This is a genomic window from Blautia glucerasea (genome assembly GCF_013304385.1).
GTDB classification, from domain to species: Bacteria; Bacillota; Clostridia; order Lachnospirales; family Lachnospiraceae; genus Blautia_A; species Blautia_A ammoniilytica.
On sequence record NZ_JAAITU010000043.1, the window covers coordinates 1 to 15,485 of the forward strand.

Consider the following 15,485-nt stretch of genomic DNA (forward strand, 5'->3'; position numbering starts at 1 on the left):
ATAAAAGAATCTGCCTATCTCTAAGCAGATTCTCTTAAGTTTATGATGTTGGGCTAAGCCGGTGGTCATGATTTTGCCTGTTCCTACGCATTTAGAACCCAGTATTGACGGGGATAGGATAAAACACTCACATACCCCGCCGACTATGCGGGAAAAACCTTGAAATATAGGGCTTTTTAAGGCCCTAAAGGCGTAGGTTGGTGCTTTGTTGCGATATGCTCCACGGTTACGGTGTATTGTTCATATTCTGTTTTCGGGAATCTTTATGAAATCTTCAAAATTGCCCGGTATGCTATCCGTAAAATCAAAGAAAGGACTTGATTATATGGATATGATTTTGAAAACGACTGACCTCTGCAAAAATTTCAAGGGGCAAATGGCGGTAAACAATGTGTCACTGAACATCCGGCGCAACTCGGTTTATGGTCTGCTGGGGCCGAATGGGGCTGGCAAATCCACGATCTTAAAAATGCTCACCGGCATTTTGCGCCCCACATCGGGAAGCATCGAGTTTGACGGCCACCCGTGGAAGCGGAATGATCTGGAGCATATCGGTGCTTTGATTGAGATGCCCCCGCTTTACGAAAATCTGACTGCATACGAAAATCTCAAAGTCAGAACTACATTGCTCGGCCTGGACGATGCACGAATTAACGAGGTATTGCAAATTGTCCAGCTCACGAATACCGGCAAGAAACGGGCCGGGCAGTTTTCTCTTGGTATGAAGCAGCGGCTTGGTATTGCTATTGCATTGCTGAACAGTCCCCAGCTTTTGATTCTGGATGAACCGACTAACGGCCTTGACCCTTTAGGGATTGAGGAACTTCGAGAGTTAATTCGCTCTTTTCCCTGCAAAGGGATTACAGTTATTTTGTCCAGCCATATTCTGTCAGAAGTCCAGCAGATTGCAGATCATGTGGGTATCATTGCTGGCGGCGTCCTTGGATATGAGGGAGAGCTTCGCGCCGGTGAAGATTTGGAACAACTCTTTATGGATGTTATTCGCAGAAATGGTAAGGAGGGATATTAAATGGAGATGGCATATATTCAGGCAGAGAACCTAAAGCATAAGAGAACTTTCACAAAAACGCTGATCGTTCTGGCCCCGTTTGTAACTGCGCTTATGAACTTTTTTGCCCCTCTTTGGTTCCAGCTCAATTCTTATAATTGGTGGTATATCCTGCTTTATCCTGGATTCCTTACGCTCACCTGTGCCTTGATTGAACAGCGGGATAATGGCAAACTAAAATATCGTGCCGTTGCTTCATTGCCTGTTTCGCAGAACAAAGTCTGGAAAGCAAAAATTGGAGTGGCCGGTATTTACTCCTGTGTGGGGAATTTCATTTTCCTGGCGCTAAATCTGTTGGGCGGTTTTGCAATATTAGTTATCAACGAAATTCCCCTGACAATCGGAATTTGGCAGGCTGTGGCCGGAACAGCTTGTATTGTCATTGCAAGCCTATGGGAAGTTCCGCTGTGCTTATGGTTATCAAAAAAAGTTGGTATCTTTGTCACGGTTATTCTTAATGCCGGACTTGGAAGCGTTTTAGGGATTTTCACGGCTACAACCTCTTTGTGGATGATCTGCCCGTATAGCTGGGTGCCGCATCTTATGATTTCCGTGTTAGGTATTTTGCCTAATGGTGAGCCGGTTGCAGATCAGAGTACGGCAATGGCATTTTGGATGATTATACTTGTATTGGTCATTTCGCTGGCCTGGTTTGCAGCGCTGTCATTTTTAACTGCAAGATGGTTTGAGAAAAAGGAGGTGGGGTAACTATGGTATCTGTGGTTCGCTGCTGGAAAGCAGAATATCAGAAGTGTAAACATAGCATTTTGCTCTATATGCACAGCATGATTCCGATTATATGTGCGGCGATTTTTGCGGGTTACTATCATATATCCAGATGGGAACTGGCAACCAAAATCAGTGCCTATCTGGAAGTGCTGGCCGTTGCGTTCCCGTTTCTGATCGGCATTATTGTGGGCCTGGTTGTTCAGATCGAAAATCAGGCCGGGCATTATCAGCTTTTGTTGGGAACAATCCCATCTCGCATGGCAACGTATATTGGTAAACTTGGTTTTCTGATGATCTGTGCTTTTGGCGCAACATTTTTAGCGTTAGGAACATTCGCTGCACTATATAGGGATGCTCCGGCAAGCCTTTACCTGAAAGCAGGGATTCTATTGTTGATTACCATGCTTCCCATTTACCTGATTCATTTGTTTGTGGGAATGAGCTTCGGAAAAGGTGCATCTATGGGATTGGGAATTGCAGGGAGTTTAATAGCTGCCCTTATGATAACAGGGCTTGGTGACGCTACATGGAAATATATTCCCTGGGCCTGGGGCGTTCGTGCTATGGATTACACTGTGCTTGCATGGGATAGCCCCCAACTGTATGCACAGGTAAAAACCGATTTTTTCAGCGGTATGATTATTTCTGTATGCTGCACTGTTTGTCTGCTGATTGCCAGTTTGGTTTGGTTTCATGGTTGGGAGGGAGGTAAAAACAGTGAATAAAAAGTGCCTGTTTGCCGTGGTAATTGTGCTTGTAAGTCTTATATGCTTATCGGCCTGCGGTGCGCTCCGCGATACCGCCGATAAAAATAAGGCGTTAAATGAATCTCTGCCGTATTATGAGCTGAACGCCGCAAACTATGATGAAATTTCATATAACGGCCTGACATATACCATAACGGATGAATGTCTTGAAATGTCAGAACTGCAAGAAGAAATCGGGCAGGTATCGAAACGCTTCAAAAATGTGGCGGGGGAAGATTTCAGTTTCGGCTACGTTTACAGTATTGTGGATGTGGATATAAGCAATGCCGTAGCTGTAAATATCAACAATGAATATCGGAAAGCTGACATTAAAAATAATGATGAGTAACCTCGACAATGTGGTATAATGGGGCGGGAGGTGATTTTTTGACCCACTTACTTGTAGTTGACGATGAAGTTTCTATCTTGGAATTGATTAAGAACAGTTTGGGGAAAGATGGATATTTGATAACAGTCTGTCAAAATGCGGATGATGTAGACATCAAAAAGCTGCATTTCTATGACCTCATTCTTTTGGATGTGATGATGCCTGGCACAGACGGGTTTGAGTTTTGCAAACAGATCAGGAATATGGTAGACTGCCCGATTCTCTTTCTGACCGCAAAGACATTAGAGGAAGATATATTGTTTGGATTGGGCATCGGTGCGGATGATTATATTACGAAACCTTTTCGTATTCAGGAGCTTCGCGCCCGTGTCGCGGCACATTTACGCAGAGAAAAAAGGGAGCATCACAGCACACTTTCATTTGAGCCTGATATAAGATTTGACCTTTCCGCAAAGGTACTGTATGTTTCAGAACAGCCGGTTCCCCTTACCAAAAGCGAGTATTCAATCTGTGAATACCTTGCGAAAAACCGGGGACAGGTTTTTACAAAAGAACAAATCTATGAAGCCGTTTTCGGGTTTGATGGAATAGGCGATAACTCTACGATCTCAACGCATATAAAAAATATTCGTGTGAAATTGGAGCATTTCAAAATAAGTCCGATCAGCACCGTATGGGGGATAGGATATAAATGGGAGTGAAAAAGAAACCTACATTGAAAATATTGTTTCGCCAGTTTGCTATCTCCCTCATTGTCATGCTGGTAGCGGCAATTATTGTCCCTTCTGGTTTGGAGGGACTTGCTGTAAATGCTGGATTAGCTACAAGAGCAAATCTAAGTGAATTGCAGGTAAAAGAGATCATTCCAACGCTGACGATTGCCCCGGATATTACAAAGGTTGTGATTCCACAGGGATGCGGCTACTTAATTCTGGACAAGAACTTTAATGAGCTTTACAGCAATATGGACGATGATGAAAAAGAAATTGCCCTGCTGTACGCAAAGGGAGAATATATTGAATATGCTACGGAGAGGCAGTTTGCACTTGTTGTCCGGGAAAACGAATTTTGCGTTTTAAGGTATTATATTGGTTCTCAATTTACAGTGTCATGGCTACCGGAATATTTTCCATCTCCTGACACGCTTGCGTTTATCCTGATGGCTGTAAATTCGCTGCTGGTCATTATCATACTGACCGCCAGATTTGCTAAGAACCTGCGTACACAACTGACCCCGCTTTTTGAAGCAACTGCGGAGGTTTCAAAGCAAAACCTTGATTTTGAAGTAGGACACGCCAAAATCAAAGAGTTTGAAGATGTCCTTGCATCTTTTTCAGATATGAAAGATAATCTGAAAATTTCGTTAGAACGGCAATGGAAAACCGAACAGACACAGAAAGAGCAAATCGCCGCGCTTGCCCATGATTTGAAAACGCCTCTGACGGTTATTCAAGGAAATGCTGATTTACTCACAGAAACAAATCTTGATGATGAGCAACGATTATACGCTGGTTACGTCGTGGAAAGCTCCGGCCAGATGCAGTCATATATTCAAACCCTGATTGATATATCACGGGCGGCGGTTGGTTATCAGCTCCATATTGAAAGTATAGACTTGCCAGCGTTCATGCAGCACTTGTTCGGTTATATGGAATCACTATGCCAGACAAAAGAAATCCGGCTGCAAATGAATACTGTTTCACTCCCTCAAATGCTGAAATTTGATAGGGTGCTGATAGAACGTGCTATTATGAATGTTATCAGTAATGGGCTGGACTACTCCCCGCAAGGCGGAACGCTTTATGTGGATGTTCAGAGTAACAACGGTTTCGTGGAAATTTCAGTCACAGACGAGGGAACGGGGTTTTCTAAAGAGGCATTATGCCACGCACAGGAACGGTTCTATATGGGCGATCAAAGCCGCAATTCAAAGTTACACTTTGGTATGGGTCTATATATTACAAATTCGATTATGGAACAACATAATGGTCAGCTTATTTTAGAAAATTCAAAAGAAACCGGCGGCGCAAAGGTTACTATGAAACTTCCTTGCTGATTTTCCGATAGTGTAATGGACGTCTTTTATGTCCGTCCATTTTTCAAATCTTTATGGAATCTTCAAAAATTCCTCTTATCATGTATCTAAAGAAAAAACATCTGCCCAGCGGCAGAAAAGAAAAAAACCGCTGCTGGGCAGACCCATTTTCACGCTTAATTTATATTCACTGGTGGCGGTTTTGAGAAATCAAGGCCGCTGCTTTCTTTCTGTCATTCCCAGCAGTTAAAGGCATGGCGGACCACGGGAGGACGCCGCCATGCTGTTTTACTATCATTATAATCTAATCCACTTCTACCGCTAAAAAAAAGCCTTGCCCCGCCACGGGAATATTCCGGCTATGAGTATGAACTATACCATGTAAGAAAACAACAAAACGCTTCAAATCATCGCCCGGTAGGTTTACGACCTGCCGGGCGATTTTTGTCGATTTTCGCGGATTGTCATTTCCGGCAAAAAATCAGATGGAAAAGGAGGCGGTCAGCAGACCAGGGCCAGCATAGGCCCCTGACAACGGACAGGATCATCCTGCTCACTCCCCACGGAAAGGGGGTGAGAAGATGAAAGTTACCCCTGATGATTACGGGAGGCGCTGCCAGTTTGACCATTTTTGCAAGCTGGTACTGTACCATGAAGCCGTTGACTACTTCCGGGAAAGGAAGCGTCAGCGTGGCTGGGAAACATCCTTTGAAACTTGTATTTTGTCTGCCATATTACCATCCAAATTTAATTTTAATTCTAAAAGTTTAAAACTATCGTTCTCTGATCTTCCTGATATTACGATTCATGAGGTGTCTTCCAATATGTCTATAAACAAATGCTTTAAAAGCTGAAATTTCTTGATGATGTTCCTTCAACAGTTTATCTGGACAATCATAAACACCAAAATCCTGATTGATTCCCTCGCTCTGAATATAAGTATTGTTCCTATCAAACTCAATAATGAGATTTCTGAAATCCTTGACTGCTACTCCATAACCGCAAAATGCACCTGTACATTCCGAATTTTGTTCCTGTAACTTCTTTATGTAGGTTTTATCCAAAATGAAAGCTTCCAGTTCGTACCACTGATTTTCGAAATTAATTTCTACCCAGCTATGGAAAATACTTTTTGGAGCATTACGGTAAACAAACCCGGTCATAGCCCCTTTCTGCAATCTTTTATCAATCGTAAAACCATGTACTCTGCATGGAATATTGCAGGCACGTAAAAGTGCCATAAATAAAGTTCCTTTTGTATTACATTGTCCATAACCATCTGCAAGTACTTTTGAAGCAGGAATTCCGTCATCAATATTGTATCCAAATAAAATATCATCTCTTACATAGTTATAGATTGCCTTAATCCTTTCAAATTCACCCATTTCCTTCCATTTCATATTTTGAATAAGTTTTTGAATTGCCGGATTAGAAAAATCAACCATTCGTGTTTCCTTAAGATACTTATCTTTCATTTCCTATCGCCTTTTCCATAGGTTTTCTCACAACACAATGCATTCGCATACCTTTACGGATTTCAAATTTTTCTACTTTTAATCCTGCTTTTTTGCAGCATTTTATGACCACATCTCTTGTTGGCACCTGGACATCTCCATGTCCGCATATATTTGCCAATGGCATTTCCAATGTATTCATCAGCCATACCAATACTTTATTGTCACTGGTCACATCTCTCAGTATCAATCTTCCATTTGGGCGAAGACATCTTTTCACACTGTCAAAAAATGCCTGTGGATCCGGATAATGATGGAAGCTCATAGAACAAATAATTGCATCAAATGAATCGTTTTCAAAAGGAAAGTTCTCACAGTCTCCTACAACAAATGTTGCATTTGAAATATTTTTCTTTTTTGCCTGCTCAATCATGGCCGGAGTCAGATCCAGTCCTGTATAATGTCGGTCTGGATATTTTTCTGCTAATAAAGAAATCATCGGAGCAGGTCCGCAACCTGCATCTAATAGATCTCTAAATGGCTCCTTTTCTAATTCTTCCAGAATATCCGGATAATCTTTCTTGCACATTTCGTAAATACCAGCATGGCTGCTTTCATATCTTCCTGCTGCTTTTGTAAATTCTTTAATTGACAATTTTTTATATTCTTCATTTTTCATGCTTTTTTCTCCAATCACTGTGCCTTTTTCGTCTTGCATCCGCATTTCTTCCTTCTGTTCATATAAGCATAAAACTGCTTATGCAATTCCCTCATTTCATCTGGTGCCTTCATAGCATGTTGATACATAAATTTATCTCCAAAACTGCCATAGATGTATATCCGTTACTTTCTGGTATGGTATATGAGCATGCCTCAATATCTCTGAAAACTGCTTAGTTCTTTCGGATTTATTTCCTGATATTTCTGCAAATGTTGTCGGCTGAATCAACCTTGAAATGAGTGCTGCATCAAGGATACCATCATCATTTATACTTCCGCCTGCTCCTGGAAAAGCCGGTAATATTCTCCCTTTTCCAACAATGTTTTCCCATTTATTGTAACTGTCCAGTGAATTTATCATTGTAACAATCGTATTACTTTTATTATTTTTCAATTCAGTACGTACTTCATACAGCTGGTTTTCCCGGACAGTAAGCAAGACAAAATCATAAATATCATCGTTTAGTAGTTCTCCAAGAATCCTAATTTCTGCCTTTATTACTTCCTGATTTTTCTTATATAGCAATCCATTATTTCTTAAAGCATCAAGTCTTTTACCTCTGGCATAAATACTTGTATCATAACCGGCTTCTGCAAATAAAGCTGCATACAAGGAACCGATCACACCCGCACCATAAATCAATATTCTCATAAGAATCATTCCTCTCCTCTTACCCCAGTGCCACATCCAAGATCATCATCAAACTAAATCCAAGTGCAAAGAAAAGCGTACCGATATTTGAGTGCTGTCCCTGAGACATTTCCGGAATTAGTTCTTCAACCACGACATATAACATGGCTCCTGCTGCAAAGCTGAGTAAATATGGTAATGCCGGGATTACCAGCTGTGCGGCAAGAATCGTCAGTACTGCTCCAATCGGTTCAACCACTCCTGAAAGTACACCTCCCAGAAATGCCTTTTTCTTACTTTCACCCTCTGCCCTAAGCGGCATGGATATAATCGCTCCTTCTGGAAAATTCTGGATAGCAATTCCAAGTGATAAAGCAAGTGCACTTGTTGCTGTAATCTGTGCATTTTCAGCAAGAAATCCAGCATACATTACACCAACTGCCATACCTTCAGGGATATTATGTAATGTAACTGCCAACACCATCATCGTAGTACGGCCAAGTTTGCTTTTCGGTCCCTCTGCCTGATCACTTCCAACATGAAGATGCGGAATCAAGTGATCAAGAGCGAGTAAAAACAATATACCAATCCAGAACCCAACAACTGCCGGAACAAACGATAAAGCTCCCATATTCTCAGATTGTTTAATAGCCGGAATCAGAAGACTCCAAATTGAAGCAGAAACCATTATACCCGCTGCAAATCCTGCAAGTGCACGTTGCACGGATTTATTAAGTGTTTGTCTCATAAAAAACACACATGCTGATCCTATCGTTGTTCCAACAAACGGAATCAGTATACCTTCAAAAATATTTATTCGCATTATATTTTCCTTCCATATATGCTCGAAAAAATTCATTGGCAAAAATAATTATCTTCAGCGGTATAGTATTAGTTCTATAGCTTATTGATTATATTGCCTAATATCTGTTATTCTATAATTTTTCATACTTTCATTACGTTAGCTTTAACTAACTGTCTAGTATAAAGAAAACCGTGCAAAAAGCAAACTGTAATTTCACACGGTTTTATTATGCTTAAGTATATCACTTAAGTAATCATATAACAATATATTTCTTTCAAAAATTTACAAAATGGGCGGTGGAATTTACTCTTTCACACAATAATGTTATGGTTGTATCTCCTTCTGACAGCAGTACTGTAAAAATAGCATAATTTGCAACAACCCTTACTTTCTTTACCCCCAGTTCTTCTGCCAGACGCTTTACGTTTCTATAAGTCTGAACACTTCTGGCTCCCGGCTCTATCACAACGATAAACTGATCCATGCCTTCTGTTGTCCCTCTTCCAAGATGTTCCAAACCTGCTTCCATATCCAGCAGCACAACATCCTCTCAGTGCAGAATAAGATTATTGATGATCCGTTTAAGCATTACATTTTCCCCTACTGTCAGATGTTTGATAAATTACTTTAAAATACTATTCATTGTGCAGGCACAGCCTTCATTTGCCTGATGTATTTTTCCACTGGAAATAAGCATCACGCCATTGTTTCGTGAAATATATTCTTCGGGTATCTCATTCAATGTAAATGGTTCCGAATAGAACTTTTTTGCAAATGCAGACAACTTCACAGTATCAAGATTGCTCCAACTCACAATCCTAACTTCTTTACAATTTCTCCCAGTGCACCTCTTACAGGAGAATCTTTCGGAAGCTGTATGATTGGCTTTCCATCACAGTCATACTGATATACCTGATCATCATGTGGTACAACCCCTAACAGTTCCAGTCCCTGATTTCGGATTTCTTCCAGAGTTCCGGCATCCAGTTTTCCATCTGGAACACGATTCACGATTAATCCAGTTTTCTGTGGTTTAAAGTTTAACTCCTTCATCAGCTTTGCAATACGTCCGGCTGCCTGAACACCTCTTCTGGAACAGTCACTTACAAGAATCGCAACTTCCATCATTGGCAGGATTCCTCTGCTGATGTGTTCCATACCCGCTTCGTTATCAACCACAATATATGGATAATGGCTTTGCAGTTTCTGAACCTGGGTCTGCACAAGACCATTTACAAAACAATAGCAGCCCTGTCCCTGGGTTCGCCCCATTACCATCAAATCATAATCGTCTTCTTCTGCAATTGCATCGGAAAGACGCATCTCCAGATAAGCCTGTTTTGTCATTCCTGCCGGAATCTGATATCGCGGATCAACTCCTGCACGTTCAATCTCTTCTCTCAGCTCTCCCAGTGTAATCTCCGGTTCAACGCCGAGCACTTCATTCAAATTCGCATTTGCATCTGCATCTACAGCTAAAACCGGATGTTTTCCATTTTCACATAAGTATTGAATCAACAACCCACAAAGGGTTGTTTTCCCTACACCGCCTTTTCCTGATACAGCAATTACATGTCCCATGTTTTACCTCCTAATATTCTGAACAATCTGTTGACTTTTTCTTTAAATCTTATTATAGTTGTTACTATATAAATTACAATAATCAATCTGTGAGATTTGTATGGCTACTCAACAAATCAGAAAAATTGTTGAGGAATCATATGATACCAAATAATACAGGAGTATATAATGTCAGAAAAAACGAGAAAACAAGATCGCCGTACCCGCTATACCAAGCAAACCATAAAAGATACTTTCTTAGAATTGTTAAAGCAGAAAAGTTTTACGAAAATTACAGTTACAGAGATCTGCAAAAATGCTGAAATCAACCGTGGCACTTTTTATCTTCATTATTACGATATCCATGACGTGTTGGAAGATATTTTTAAATGATATAACACAGGATATGAAAACAACGGTAGAACATTTATTTTGCCCAAACCAGAAAAACTGTTCCTATCCCTTCTGCCAAAAGATTCAGATGGAAACAAAATACAGATCTCTGTTTCTGGATGATACAATTGCTCCCATTCTTCTGGAAAAAATAGCAGAAAATACAAAAGAAGGCTATGTGACCTGGCTTATGTCACACAGCCTCCTGACCTTTGAGCAGGCAGAATCGGTTTTTTATTTTCAAATGAATGGCTGTCTTTCCATCAACAGACTGATGCTCCGCAATCACTGTAATGACTGGAAACAGATTCAGACAACAATTGACAAATTTATCAAAGCCGGACTGGAAAGTTTTCTGATTCATGATCAGAGGGAAGAAAATGCTTCCGATAATTTTTGCAGCAAAATTTCTCCAACTGTTACCGCATCTTCTACACTTAGATAATGATCGGCATGATCCTGAAGAAATATTTTGCCAGATACAGGAAATTCTTCATCTGCAAACCATACCTTTAAAATTACCGGATATCTTGGCAGAACTGGAAAAACAGCACACAAATCCGCCTTTGTCTCTGTGAATTCTGCACCTAGGTTTTTACATGCTTTCTGAATCATCTCAGGATCTTTATCCCGCAAAAGCTTTTCCAGTTTCTGCTCTGCAGTCTGATCAAACTTGGTTCCTCGAATCAATCCATCTTTCAGGTTACCAAAAGTAATGAGCTTCTGTGAACCTTCTGTTCCATCGGCCATATCCAGATAATGTAGCAATGTCAGATAATGCCATTGGTCCATGTTTGAGTTAATACAAAACTCAGGGAGTTGAATTTCAATCGTTTCATAAAAACTCAGTACTTCAAGCACATTTCGGCTGCTATGAAAAACAGCCCCACTTTTTGCAGCAAGATCCTCTCCGGAACGATTTTGCAGCCGTTTTACTGCTGCCTGCAACATTTCCTGAAATGCACGATTTTCTGTTTGATTTTTGTATTCCATAAGCTCTCCTTTGTGAACATTTATAGTATCATGTAATAATCAATATTTATATAAGAATTATGGTATTCTCATAAATCTAACTTTGTCCGGATTCTCTTTCATCCATTACCTCAGTCATAGTTTCATAATCTTTTCCACAAAAACAGCAATTCGGGCATGTTGGACATGGCCATCCCTTATTCTTAAATCTGCATACATCTAAATGCCGGTATGCTCTTAATAAGTTTGCTTCATATTCTTCTTTATACTGTGAAACTTCCCTGTTTTCACGATAATAAAGGTGATACATTTTTTTAGTCATATGTTTTTTGATTCTTGTGTATAAATAGCATATGCTACGAATCCTCCGTAAGTTTCATTACTATGTTGACTTTTCCTTTAATCCCCATTATAGTTGTAATTATATTATTTACAATCATCAAAACATTAAAAATGTACAGTTTATCAACACATTAAAAAGAACTGTTGAGAACTTAGGATGTATTAACAAACCAGAAATATTTTCACCCCAAAAACGTGAAAACAAGATCATTATATCATACTACAAGGAGTTTCTTATCATGAAATACTCAACGAAATTAAGTGATACTGTTCATGTGATGGTTCTGATTGCTATTAACCAGGAAAAATCCCTCTCCAGTGCCTCAATTGCAGAAAGTGTCCATACAAATCCCGGCTTTGTACGCCAGCTTATGTTAAAACTAAAAAAAGCGGGACTTATGACCAGTGTAGCCGGACATGCCCGTCCTTCTCTTTCAAAACCAGCAGATCAGATTACATTGCTGGATATTTATAAAGCAGTTGAAGGTGATAAACCATTGCTTCATTTAGATACTCATACCAATCCAGATTGTGGCGTTGGCATTAACATTCAGTTATCTTTGCAGGGATTTTATAATGAAATTCAAAAGGCTGCCGAAGAAAAAATGAATACGATTACTTTACAGGATATCATAGATACCTACTATCAGCGGACATCTATAGAAAATAACTTACAGGTAACTGTTCAGAACCCCATTAGTTAAACAGAAACACAAATATCAAAAAACCGAGGACTGTTCCCCGGTTTTTCTTTTCGTCTTAACTATTTATAATCCTTTTACATTTCCCTGATTATCTTCAAAAAAGCCCAGATATACGTATTGTATTCAAACTGCCTGTCTATATCTGTTTTCTCTTTTCTCTTCCAGAATCCGAAAATATCATTGTACCGCTTCACCATATGGTTAGCCAGCCAACTGAATAACTGATGCTTCTAACACCAATATACTTTATTTTGCATAAACTGTATTCCCTTTTGCAATTACTTCAACAAGCTGAAGTTCCTGGTCAAGAATACAAAGATCAGCATCGTAGCCTTCTTCAACCTTACCTTTTCCTTTGAGACGAAGAATATCTGCTGGATTAGATGTAATTGTAGAAATCGCTATTTCTAAAGGAATTTCTGTTTTAAATACACATTCCTTTACTTCCTTCAGAAGGCAGCTGGACTGTCCAACACCCATTCCAAGGAATTCGCCATCACTACTGTACATCGGAAGGCTTCCCTGTCCATCAGAAGAAATAGTCATGCGGTCAGGCCTTACTCCTGCATCTAACATCCGTTTGATACCATTACATACACGTACCTCATCACAGATAGTTTCCCAATAGTCAATATCTTCATTTCCGGTAAAGTCTACTGCTCCGCCTTTCAGCGCATACTCAATCGACTTGCAGAAAAGCATCTCATTTCGATTGATATGTGTTGGCAATATTTGAGAAGCCGGGATCTCTGTCTCATCTACCACTCGTTCAATAAGATCTAAGCATCTGGGACTGTCGCCAAGATGAACATTTACAATACCAGCTTTCCCGGAAAGAACACCACCAAGTCTTGTATCCGCAACGACACGTGCAAATTCCTCAAAAGTTGGCTGTGAAGAACGATGATCAGAGATCGCGATTTCTCCAGTTCCAACAATTTCCTGAATCATCATAATATCTTTCACAATACTGTCAGTCAACGTGCGAACCGGAATCTGATAACTGCCTGTATAACAGTATGCAGACATTCCCTGCTCATTCAATCCTTTGGTCTTTGCAACCAGTGCACACATATCACGACCGATTCCATCTGTTCCAAGACAACCAACAACTGTTGTTACTCCAAACTTCGTAAGTCCTTCCATAGTTGCTTCCGGAGTACGATTGGCGAATCCACCTTCACCACCGCCTCCGAGTGCATGAACATGACTATCAATGAATCCCGGAGTTAAAAGTAACCCCTCTCCATTGATCATTTCTGCCTCAGAAAGAAATCCGTCTGTAGATATAGAACCTGCATCTTTAATCTTGACAATCTTATCATTAATTGTAAGTACGTCTTTTTTCCCCAGATGCTGCGGGGCATAAACATCAATATTCTGAATTAATTTCATCATAAACCACTCCTAATTATCAAATGCATATTTTAGAATCCAATTCCAACTGCAATAAGAACTGTAATGATTGCACCAATCATTAAGATGCCAAGGAATTTCCACATGAATTTAATCCAGTTAGACCACTCAATCTTTGCAATTGCAAGAGATCCTATCAGACACCCAGATGTAGGAACAATCAGGTTTGTAAATGCATCACCAAGCTGAAATGCAACTACAGCTGTCTGACGTGAAACACCTAACAGGTCTGACAATGGAGCCATAATCGGCATTGTGATCGCAGCCTGTCCTGTTCCGGATACAACGAAGAAGTTGAATACGGACTGGAAAAGATACATAAGTACTGCTGCAACTGCTCCTGAAACTCCAGACAGTGCATTTGAAATATTATACATAATTGTATTGATAACTGTAGGCGTTGTGGGATCAGATCCACCAAGAACCTGCATGATACCCTGTGCCATAGCAACAACAAGTGCAGCACCGATCAGGTCTTTTGCTCCATCTTTAAATGATGTTGCGATATCATTCAGTTTCATATCATTCAGTTTAAATATAACTCCAATCACACCGGAAACAATTCCCATAATGAAGAACTGTGTAGCAATCTCTGGCATGTAGTATCCTTGAGCCATAACTCCCCATACTACCCATACTACTGTAGCAGCCAGTGTCAGAAGAACTAAAATGTGTCCAAGACCAAATGAATGTCCTTCGCCAATTCCTGTTTTTTCATTCTGCTCACGGAAATATGCATCTGTCTTATATGCGATTGAGATTGTGGGAGTCTTTTTGATCTTTGATGCATAGAACATAGTCATTCCACAGCCGAGTGCTGTAAATACTACCCACATTACCATACGGAATCCAGCTCCAGAGAATACGTCAATGCCTGCAATACCCTGTGCAATACCTACAGAGAATGGATTCATCCAAGATGAACCGAAACCAATCTGTGTTGCAACATAAGTAACAAGAACTGCAATAACTGAATCATATCCAACTGCTACAAACAACGGACAAAGAATCATAGTAAACGGAAGAGCTTCTTCTCCCATCCCGAAAACTGCTCCACCAAGAGAAAACAGTACGAAAAGTACCGGAATCAATAATTTTTCTGCTCCCTTTACCTTACGGATCAGTCCGATCAATCCAGATTCAATCGCACCTGTACGGATCATGATACCGAATGCACCACCTACTACCATAAGGAATGCGATAATCTCGATTGCAGAACTATTTACGATTCCGTTATACATATAGTTGAAGAATCCTGTTCCACCATCTCCACTAAAGAGTGCTACTCCTTCTGTTACCACATTTCCTGCATCATCTGTCAGATACTGGAAACTCCCATCTTTGATTACTGTACGGGTTTTCTCAACACCATTGATCATATATGAAATATCCTGTGTTTCGTAAAATCCTTTTGGTACAAGAAATGTCAGAACTGCTGCGATAACAACTACTAAAAAGATGATAATGTAGGTATCAGGCACTTGGAATCCCTTGTTAAAAGACTTTAACCCTTTTCCTTCTTTTTTGTTCATTTTTGAATCTCCCTCTCATTTTTGATAT

Annotated in this window: 18 protein-coding genes and 1 pseudogene; 8 read left to right on the forward strand and 11 right to left on the reverse strand. The window is 40.2% G+C overall.

Translation table 11 applies throughout. The features are described 5' to 3' along the window. The first annotated feature begins 325 nt into the window (after positions 1-325). From G5B11_RS14685 to G5B11_RS14710, 6 genes are read left to right on the forward strand one after another with little or no spacing between them, the layout of a single operon-like run. Positions 326-1,030, forward strand: a complete 705-nt coding sequence (locus tag G5B11_RS14685; protein ID WP_025580190.1) for a lantibiotic protection ABC transporter ATP-binding protein — start codon at positions 326-328, stop codon at positions 1,028-1,030. Beyond that, positions 1,031-1,777 (forward strand): lantibiotic immunity ABC transporter MutE/EpiE family permease subunit, encoded by a 747-nt coding sequence (locus G5B11_RS14690; protein WP_173728887.1) that lies wholly within the window; start codon positions 1,031-1,033, stop codon positions 1,775-1,777. Positions 1,778-1,779: 2 nt separating this feature from the next. Further along, positions 1,780-2,523, forward strand: a complete 744-nt coding sequence (locus tag G5B11_RS14695; RefSeq protein WP_025580193.1) for a lantibiotic immunity ABC transporter MutG family permease subunit — start codon at positions 1,780-1,782, stop codon at positions 2,521-2,523. Continuing rightward, complete coding sequence (locus G5B11_RS14700) at positions 2,516-2,893, forward strand: NisI/SpaI family lantibiotic immunity lipoprotein (RefSeq protein WP_025580194.1); 378 nt, start codon at positions 2,516-2,518, stop codon at positions 2,891-2,893. The genes G5B11_RS14695 and G5B11_RS14700 overlap by 8 nt, the downstream gene beginning before the upstream one ends. Positions 2,894-2,931: 38 nt before the next feature. Further along, positions 2,932-3,594, forward strand: coding sequence for a response regulator transcription factor (locus G5B11_RS14705; RefSeq protein WP_173728888.1), 663 nt, complete (start codon positions 2,932-2,934; stop codon positions 3,592-3,594). Beyond that, positions 3,585-4,949: a sensor histidine kinase gene (locus tag G5B11_RS14710; RefSeq protein WP_173728889.1), complete on the forward strand. Its 1,365-nt coding sequence runs from the start codon at positions 3,585-3,587 to the stop codon at positions 4,947-4,949. The genes G5B11_RS14705 and G5B11_RS14710 overlap by 10 nt, the downstream gene beginning before the upstream one ends. Before the next feature lie 752 nt (positions 4,950-5,701). On the opposite strand, the gene G5B11_RS14715 is transcribed toward G5B11_RS14710, so the two are convergent. The 7 genes and pseudogenes from G5B11_RS14715 to G5B11_RS14740 form a co-directional block, all read right to left on the reverse strand. Beyond that, complete coding sequence (locus tag G5B11_RS14715; RefSeq protein WP_173728890.1) at positions 5,702-6,403, reverse strand: transglutaminase-like domain-containing protein; 702 nt, start codon at positions 6,401-6,403, stop codon at positions 5,702-5,704. Beyond that, positions 6,393-7,061, reverse strand: a complete 669-nt coding sequence (locus tag G5B11_RS14720) for a class I SAM-dependent methyltransferase (RefSeq protein ID WP_173728902.1) — start codon at positions 7,059-7,061, stop codon at positions 6,393-6,395. Before G5B11_RS14720 ends, G5B11_RS14715 begins: the two co-directional genes overlap by 11 nt. A 14-nt stretch (positions 7,062-7,075) precedes the next feature. Next, positions 7,076-7,754, reverse strand: a pseudogene (locus G5B11_RS14725) (ketopantoate reductase family protein). Between the two features lie 19 nt (positions 7,755-7,773). Continuing rightward, on the reverse strand, positions 7,774-8,556 hold the full coding sequence (locus G5B11_RS14730) for a ZIP family metal transporter (protein ID WP_173728891.1): 783 nt from the start codon (positions 8,554-8,556) through the stop codon (positions 7,774-7,776). 256 nt (positions 8,557-8,812) lie between these two features. Then, positions 8,813-9,067: a hypothetical protein gene (locus G5B11_RS19870; RefSeq protein WP_244093033.1), complete on the reverse strand. Its 255-nt coding sequence runs from the start codon at positions 9,065-9,067 to the stop codon at positions 8,813-8,815. Between the two features lie 93 nt (positions 9,068-9,160). After that, positions 9,161-9,352, reverse strand: a complete 192-nt coding sequence (locus tag G5B11_RS19160; protein WP_244093034.1) for a hypothetical protein — start codon at positions 9,350-9,352, stop codon at positions 9,161-9,163. Further along, on the reverse strand, positions 9,349-10,119 hold the full coding sequence (locus G5B11_RS14740) for an ATP-binding protein (RefSeq protein ID WP_173728892.1): 771 nt from the start codon (positions 10,117-10,119) through the stop codon (positions 9,349-9,351). Before G5B11_RS14740 ends, G5B11_RS19160 begins: the two co-directional genes overlap by 4 nt. Positions 10,120-10,287: 168 nt before the next feature. On the opposite strand from G5B11_RS14740, the gene G5B11_RS19165 reads away from it, so the two are divergent. Continuing rightward, a complete protein-coding gene (locus tag G5B11_RS19165) occupies positions 10,288-10,491 on the forward strand; it encodes a TetR/AcrR family transcriptional regulator (RefSeq protein ID WP_244093035.1) in 204 nt (67 codons plus the stop codon). Positions 10,492-10,857: 366 nt separating this feature from the next. Here the strand turns inward: G5B11_RS19165 and G5B11_RS14750 are convergent, their stop codons facing one another. Together G5B11_RS14750 and G5B11_RS14755 are read right to left on the reverse strand one after the other, a co-directional pair. Further along, positions 10,858-11,484: a DUF3786 domain-containing protein gene (locus tag G5B11_RS14750; protein ID WP_173728893.1), complete on the reverse strand. Its 627-nt coding sequence runs from the start codon at positions 11,482-11,484 to the stop codon at positions 10,858-10,860. Positions 11,485-11,560: 76 nt separating this feature from the next. Beyond that, entirely contained in the window at positions 11,561-11,785 is a 225-nt protein-coding gene (locus G5B11_RS14755; protein WP_244093036.1) for a hypothetical protein, read from the reverse strand. A 259-nt stretch (positions 11,786-12,044) separates the two neighbouring features. Between G5B11_RS14755 and G5B11_RS14760 the strand changes: the two genes are divergently transcribed. Then, a complete protein-coding gene (locus G5B11_RS14760) occupies positions 12,045-12,509 on the forward strand; it encodes an Rrf2 family transcriptional regulator (RefSeq protein ID WP_158421228.1) in 465 nt (154 codons plus the stop codon). Between the two features lie 246 nt (positions 12,510-12,755). On the opposite strand, the gene iadA is transcribed toward G5B11_RS14760, so the two are convergent. Further along, positions 12,756-13,904 carry a beta-aspartyl-peptidase gene (iadA, locus tag G5B11_RS14765; RefSeq protein ID WP_173728903.1) on the reverse strand — a complete coding sequence of 383 codons (1,149 nt, stop codon included), beginning with the start codon at positions 13,902-13,904 and terminating at the stop codon, positions 12,756-12,758. Positions 13,905-13,936: 32 nt separating this feature from the next. Continuing rightward, on the reverse strand, positions 13,937-15,457 hold the full coding sequence (gene yfcC, locus G5B11_RS14770) for a putative basic amino acid antiporter YfcC (RefSeq protein WP_173728894.1): 1,521 nt from the start codon (positions 15,455-15,457) through the stop codon (positions 13,937-13,939). Positions 15,458-15,485 lie beyond the last annotated feature (28 nt).

What these genes read in the sequence shown, in the direction of transcription:
- G5B11_RS14685 (WP_025580190.1), top strand. Translation starts at nt 326, where the DNA reads ATGGATATGATTTTGAAAACGACTGACCTCTGCAAAAATTTCAAGGGG.
- G5B11_RS14690 (WP_173728887.1), top strand. Translation starts at nt 1,031, where the DNA reads ATGGAGATGGCATATATTCAGGCAGAGAACCTAAAGCATAAGAGAACT.
- G5B11_RS14695 (WP_025580193.1), top strand. Translation starts at nt 1,780, where the DNA reads ATGGTATCTGTGGTTCGCTGCTGGAAAGCAGAATATCAGAAGTGTAAA.
- G5B11_RS14710 (WP_173728889.1), top strand. Translation starts at nt 3,585, where the DNA reads ATGGGAGTGAAAAAGAAACCTACATTGAAAATATTGTTTCGCCAGTTT.
- G5B11_RS14715 (WP_173728890.1), bottom strand. Translation starts at nt 6,403, where the DNA reads ATGAAAGATAAGTATCTTAAGGAAACACGAATGGTTGATTTTTCTAAT.
- G5B11_RS14720 (WP_173728902.1), bottom strand. Translation starts at nt 7,061, where the DNA reads ATGAAAAATGAAGAATATAAAAAATTGTCAATTAAAGAATTTACAAAA.
- G5B11_RS14730 (WP_173728891.1), bottom strand. Translation starts at nt 8,556, where the DNA reads ATGCGAATAAATATTTTTGAAGGTATACTGATTCCGTTTGTTGGAACA.
- G5B11_RS19870 (WP_244093033.1), bottom strand. Translation starts at nt 9,067, where the DNA reads ATGGAAGCAGGTTTGGAACATCTTGGAAGAGGGACAACAGAAGGCATG.
- G5B11_RS14740 (WP_173728892.1), bottom strand. Translation starts at nt 10,119, where the DNA reads ATGGGACATGTAATTGCTGTATCAGGAAAAGGCGGTGTAGGGAAAACA.
- G5B11_RS19165 (WP_244093035.1), top strand. Translation starts at nt 10,288, where the DNA reads ATGTCAGAAAAAACGAGAAAACAAGATCGCCGTACCCGCTATACCAAG.
- G5B11_RS14750 (WP_173728893.1), bottom strand. Translation starts at nt 11,484, where the DNA reads ATGGAATACAAAAATCAAACAGAAAATCGTGCATTTCAGGAAATGTTG.
- G5B11_RS14755 (WP_244093036.1), bottom strand. Translation starts at nt 11,785, where the DNA reads ATGACTAAAAAAATGTATCACCTTTATTATCGTGAAAACAGGGAAGTT.
- G5B11_RS14760 (WP_158421228.1), top strand. Translation starts at nt 12,045, where the DNA reads ATGAAATACTCAACGAAATTAAGTGATACTGTTCATGTGATGGTTCTG.
- iadA (WP_173728903.1), bottom strand. Translation starts at nt 13,904, where the DNA reads ATGAAATTAATTCAGAATATTGATGTTTATGCCCCGCAGCATCTGGGG.
- yfcC (WP_173728894.1), bottom strand. Translation starts at nt 15,457, where the DNA reads ATGAACAAAAAAGAAGGAAAAGGGTTAAAGTCTTTTAACAAGGGATTC.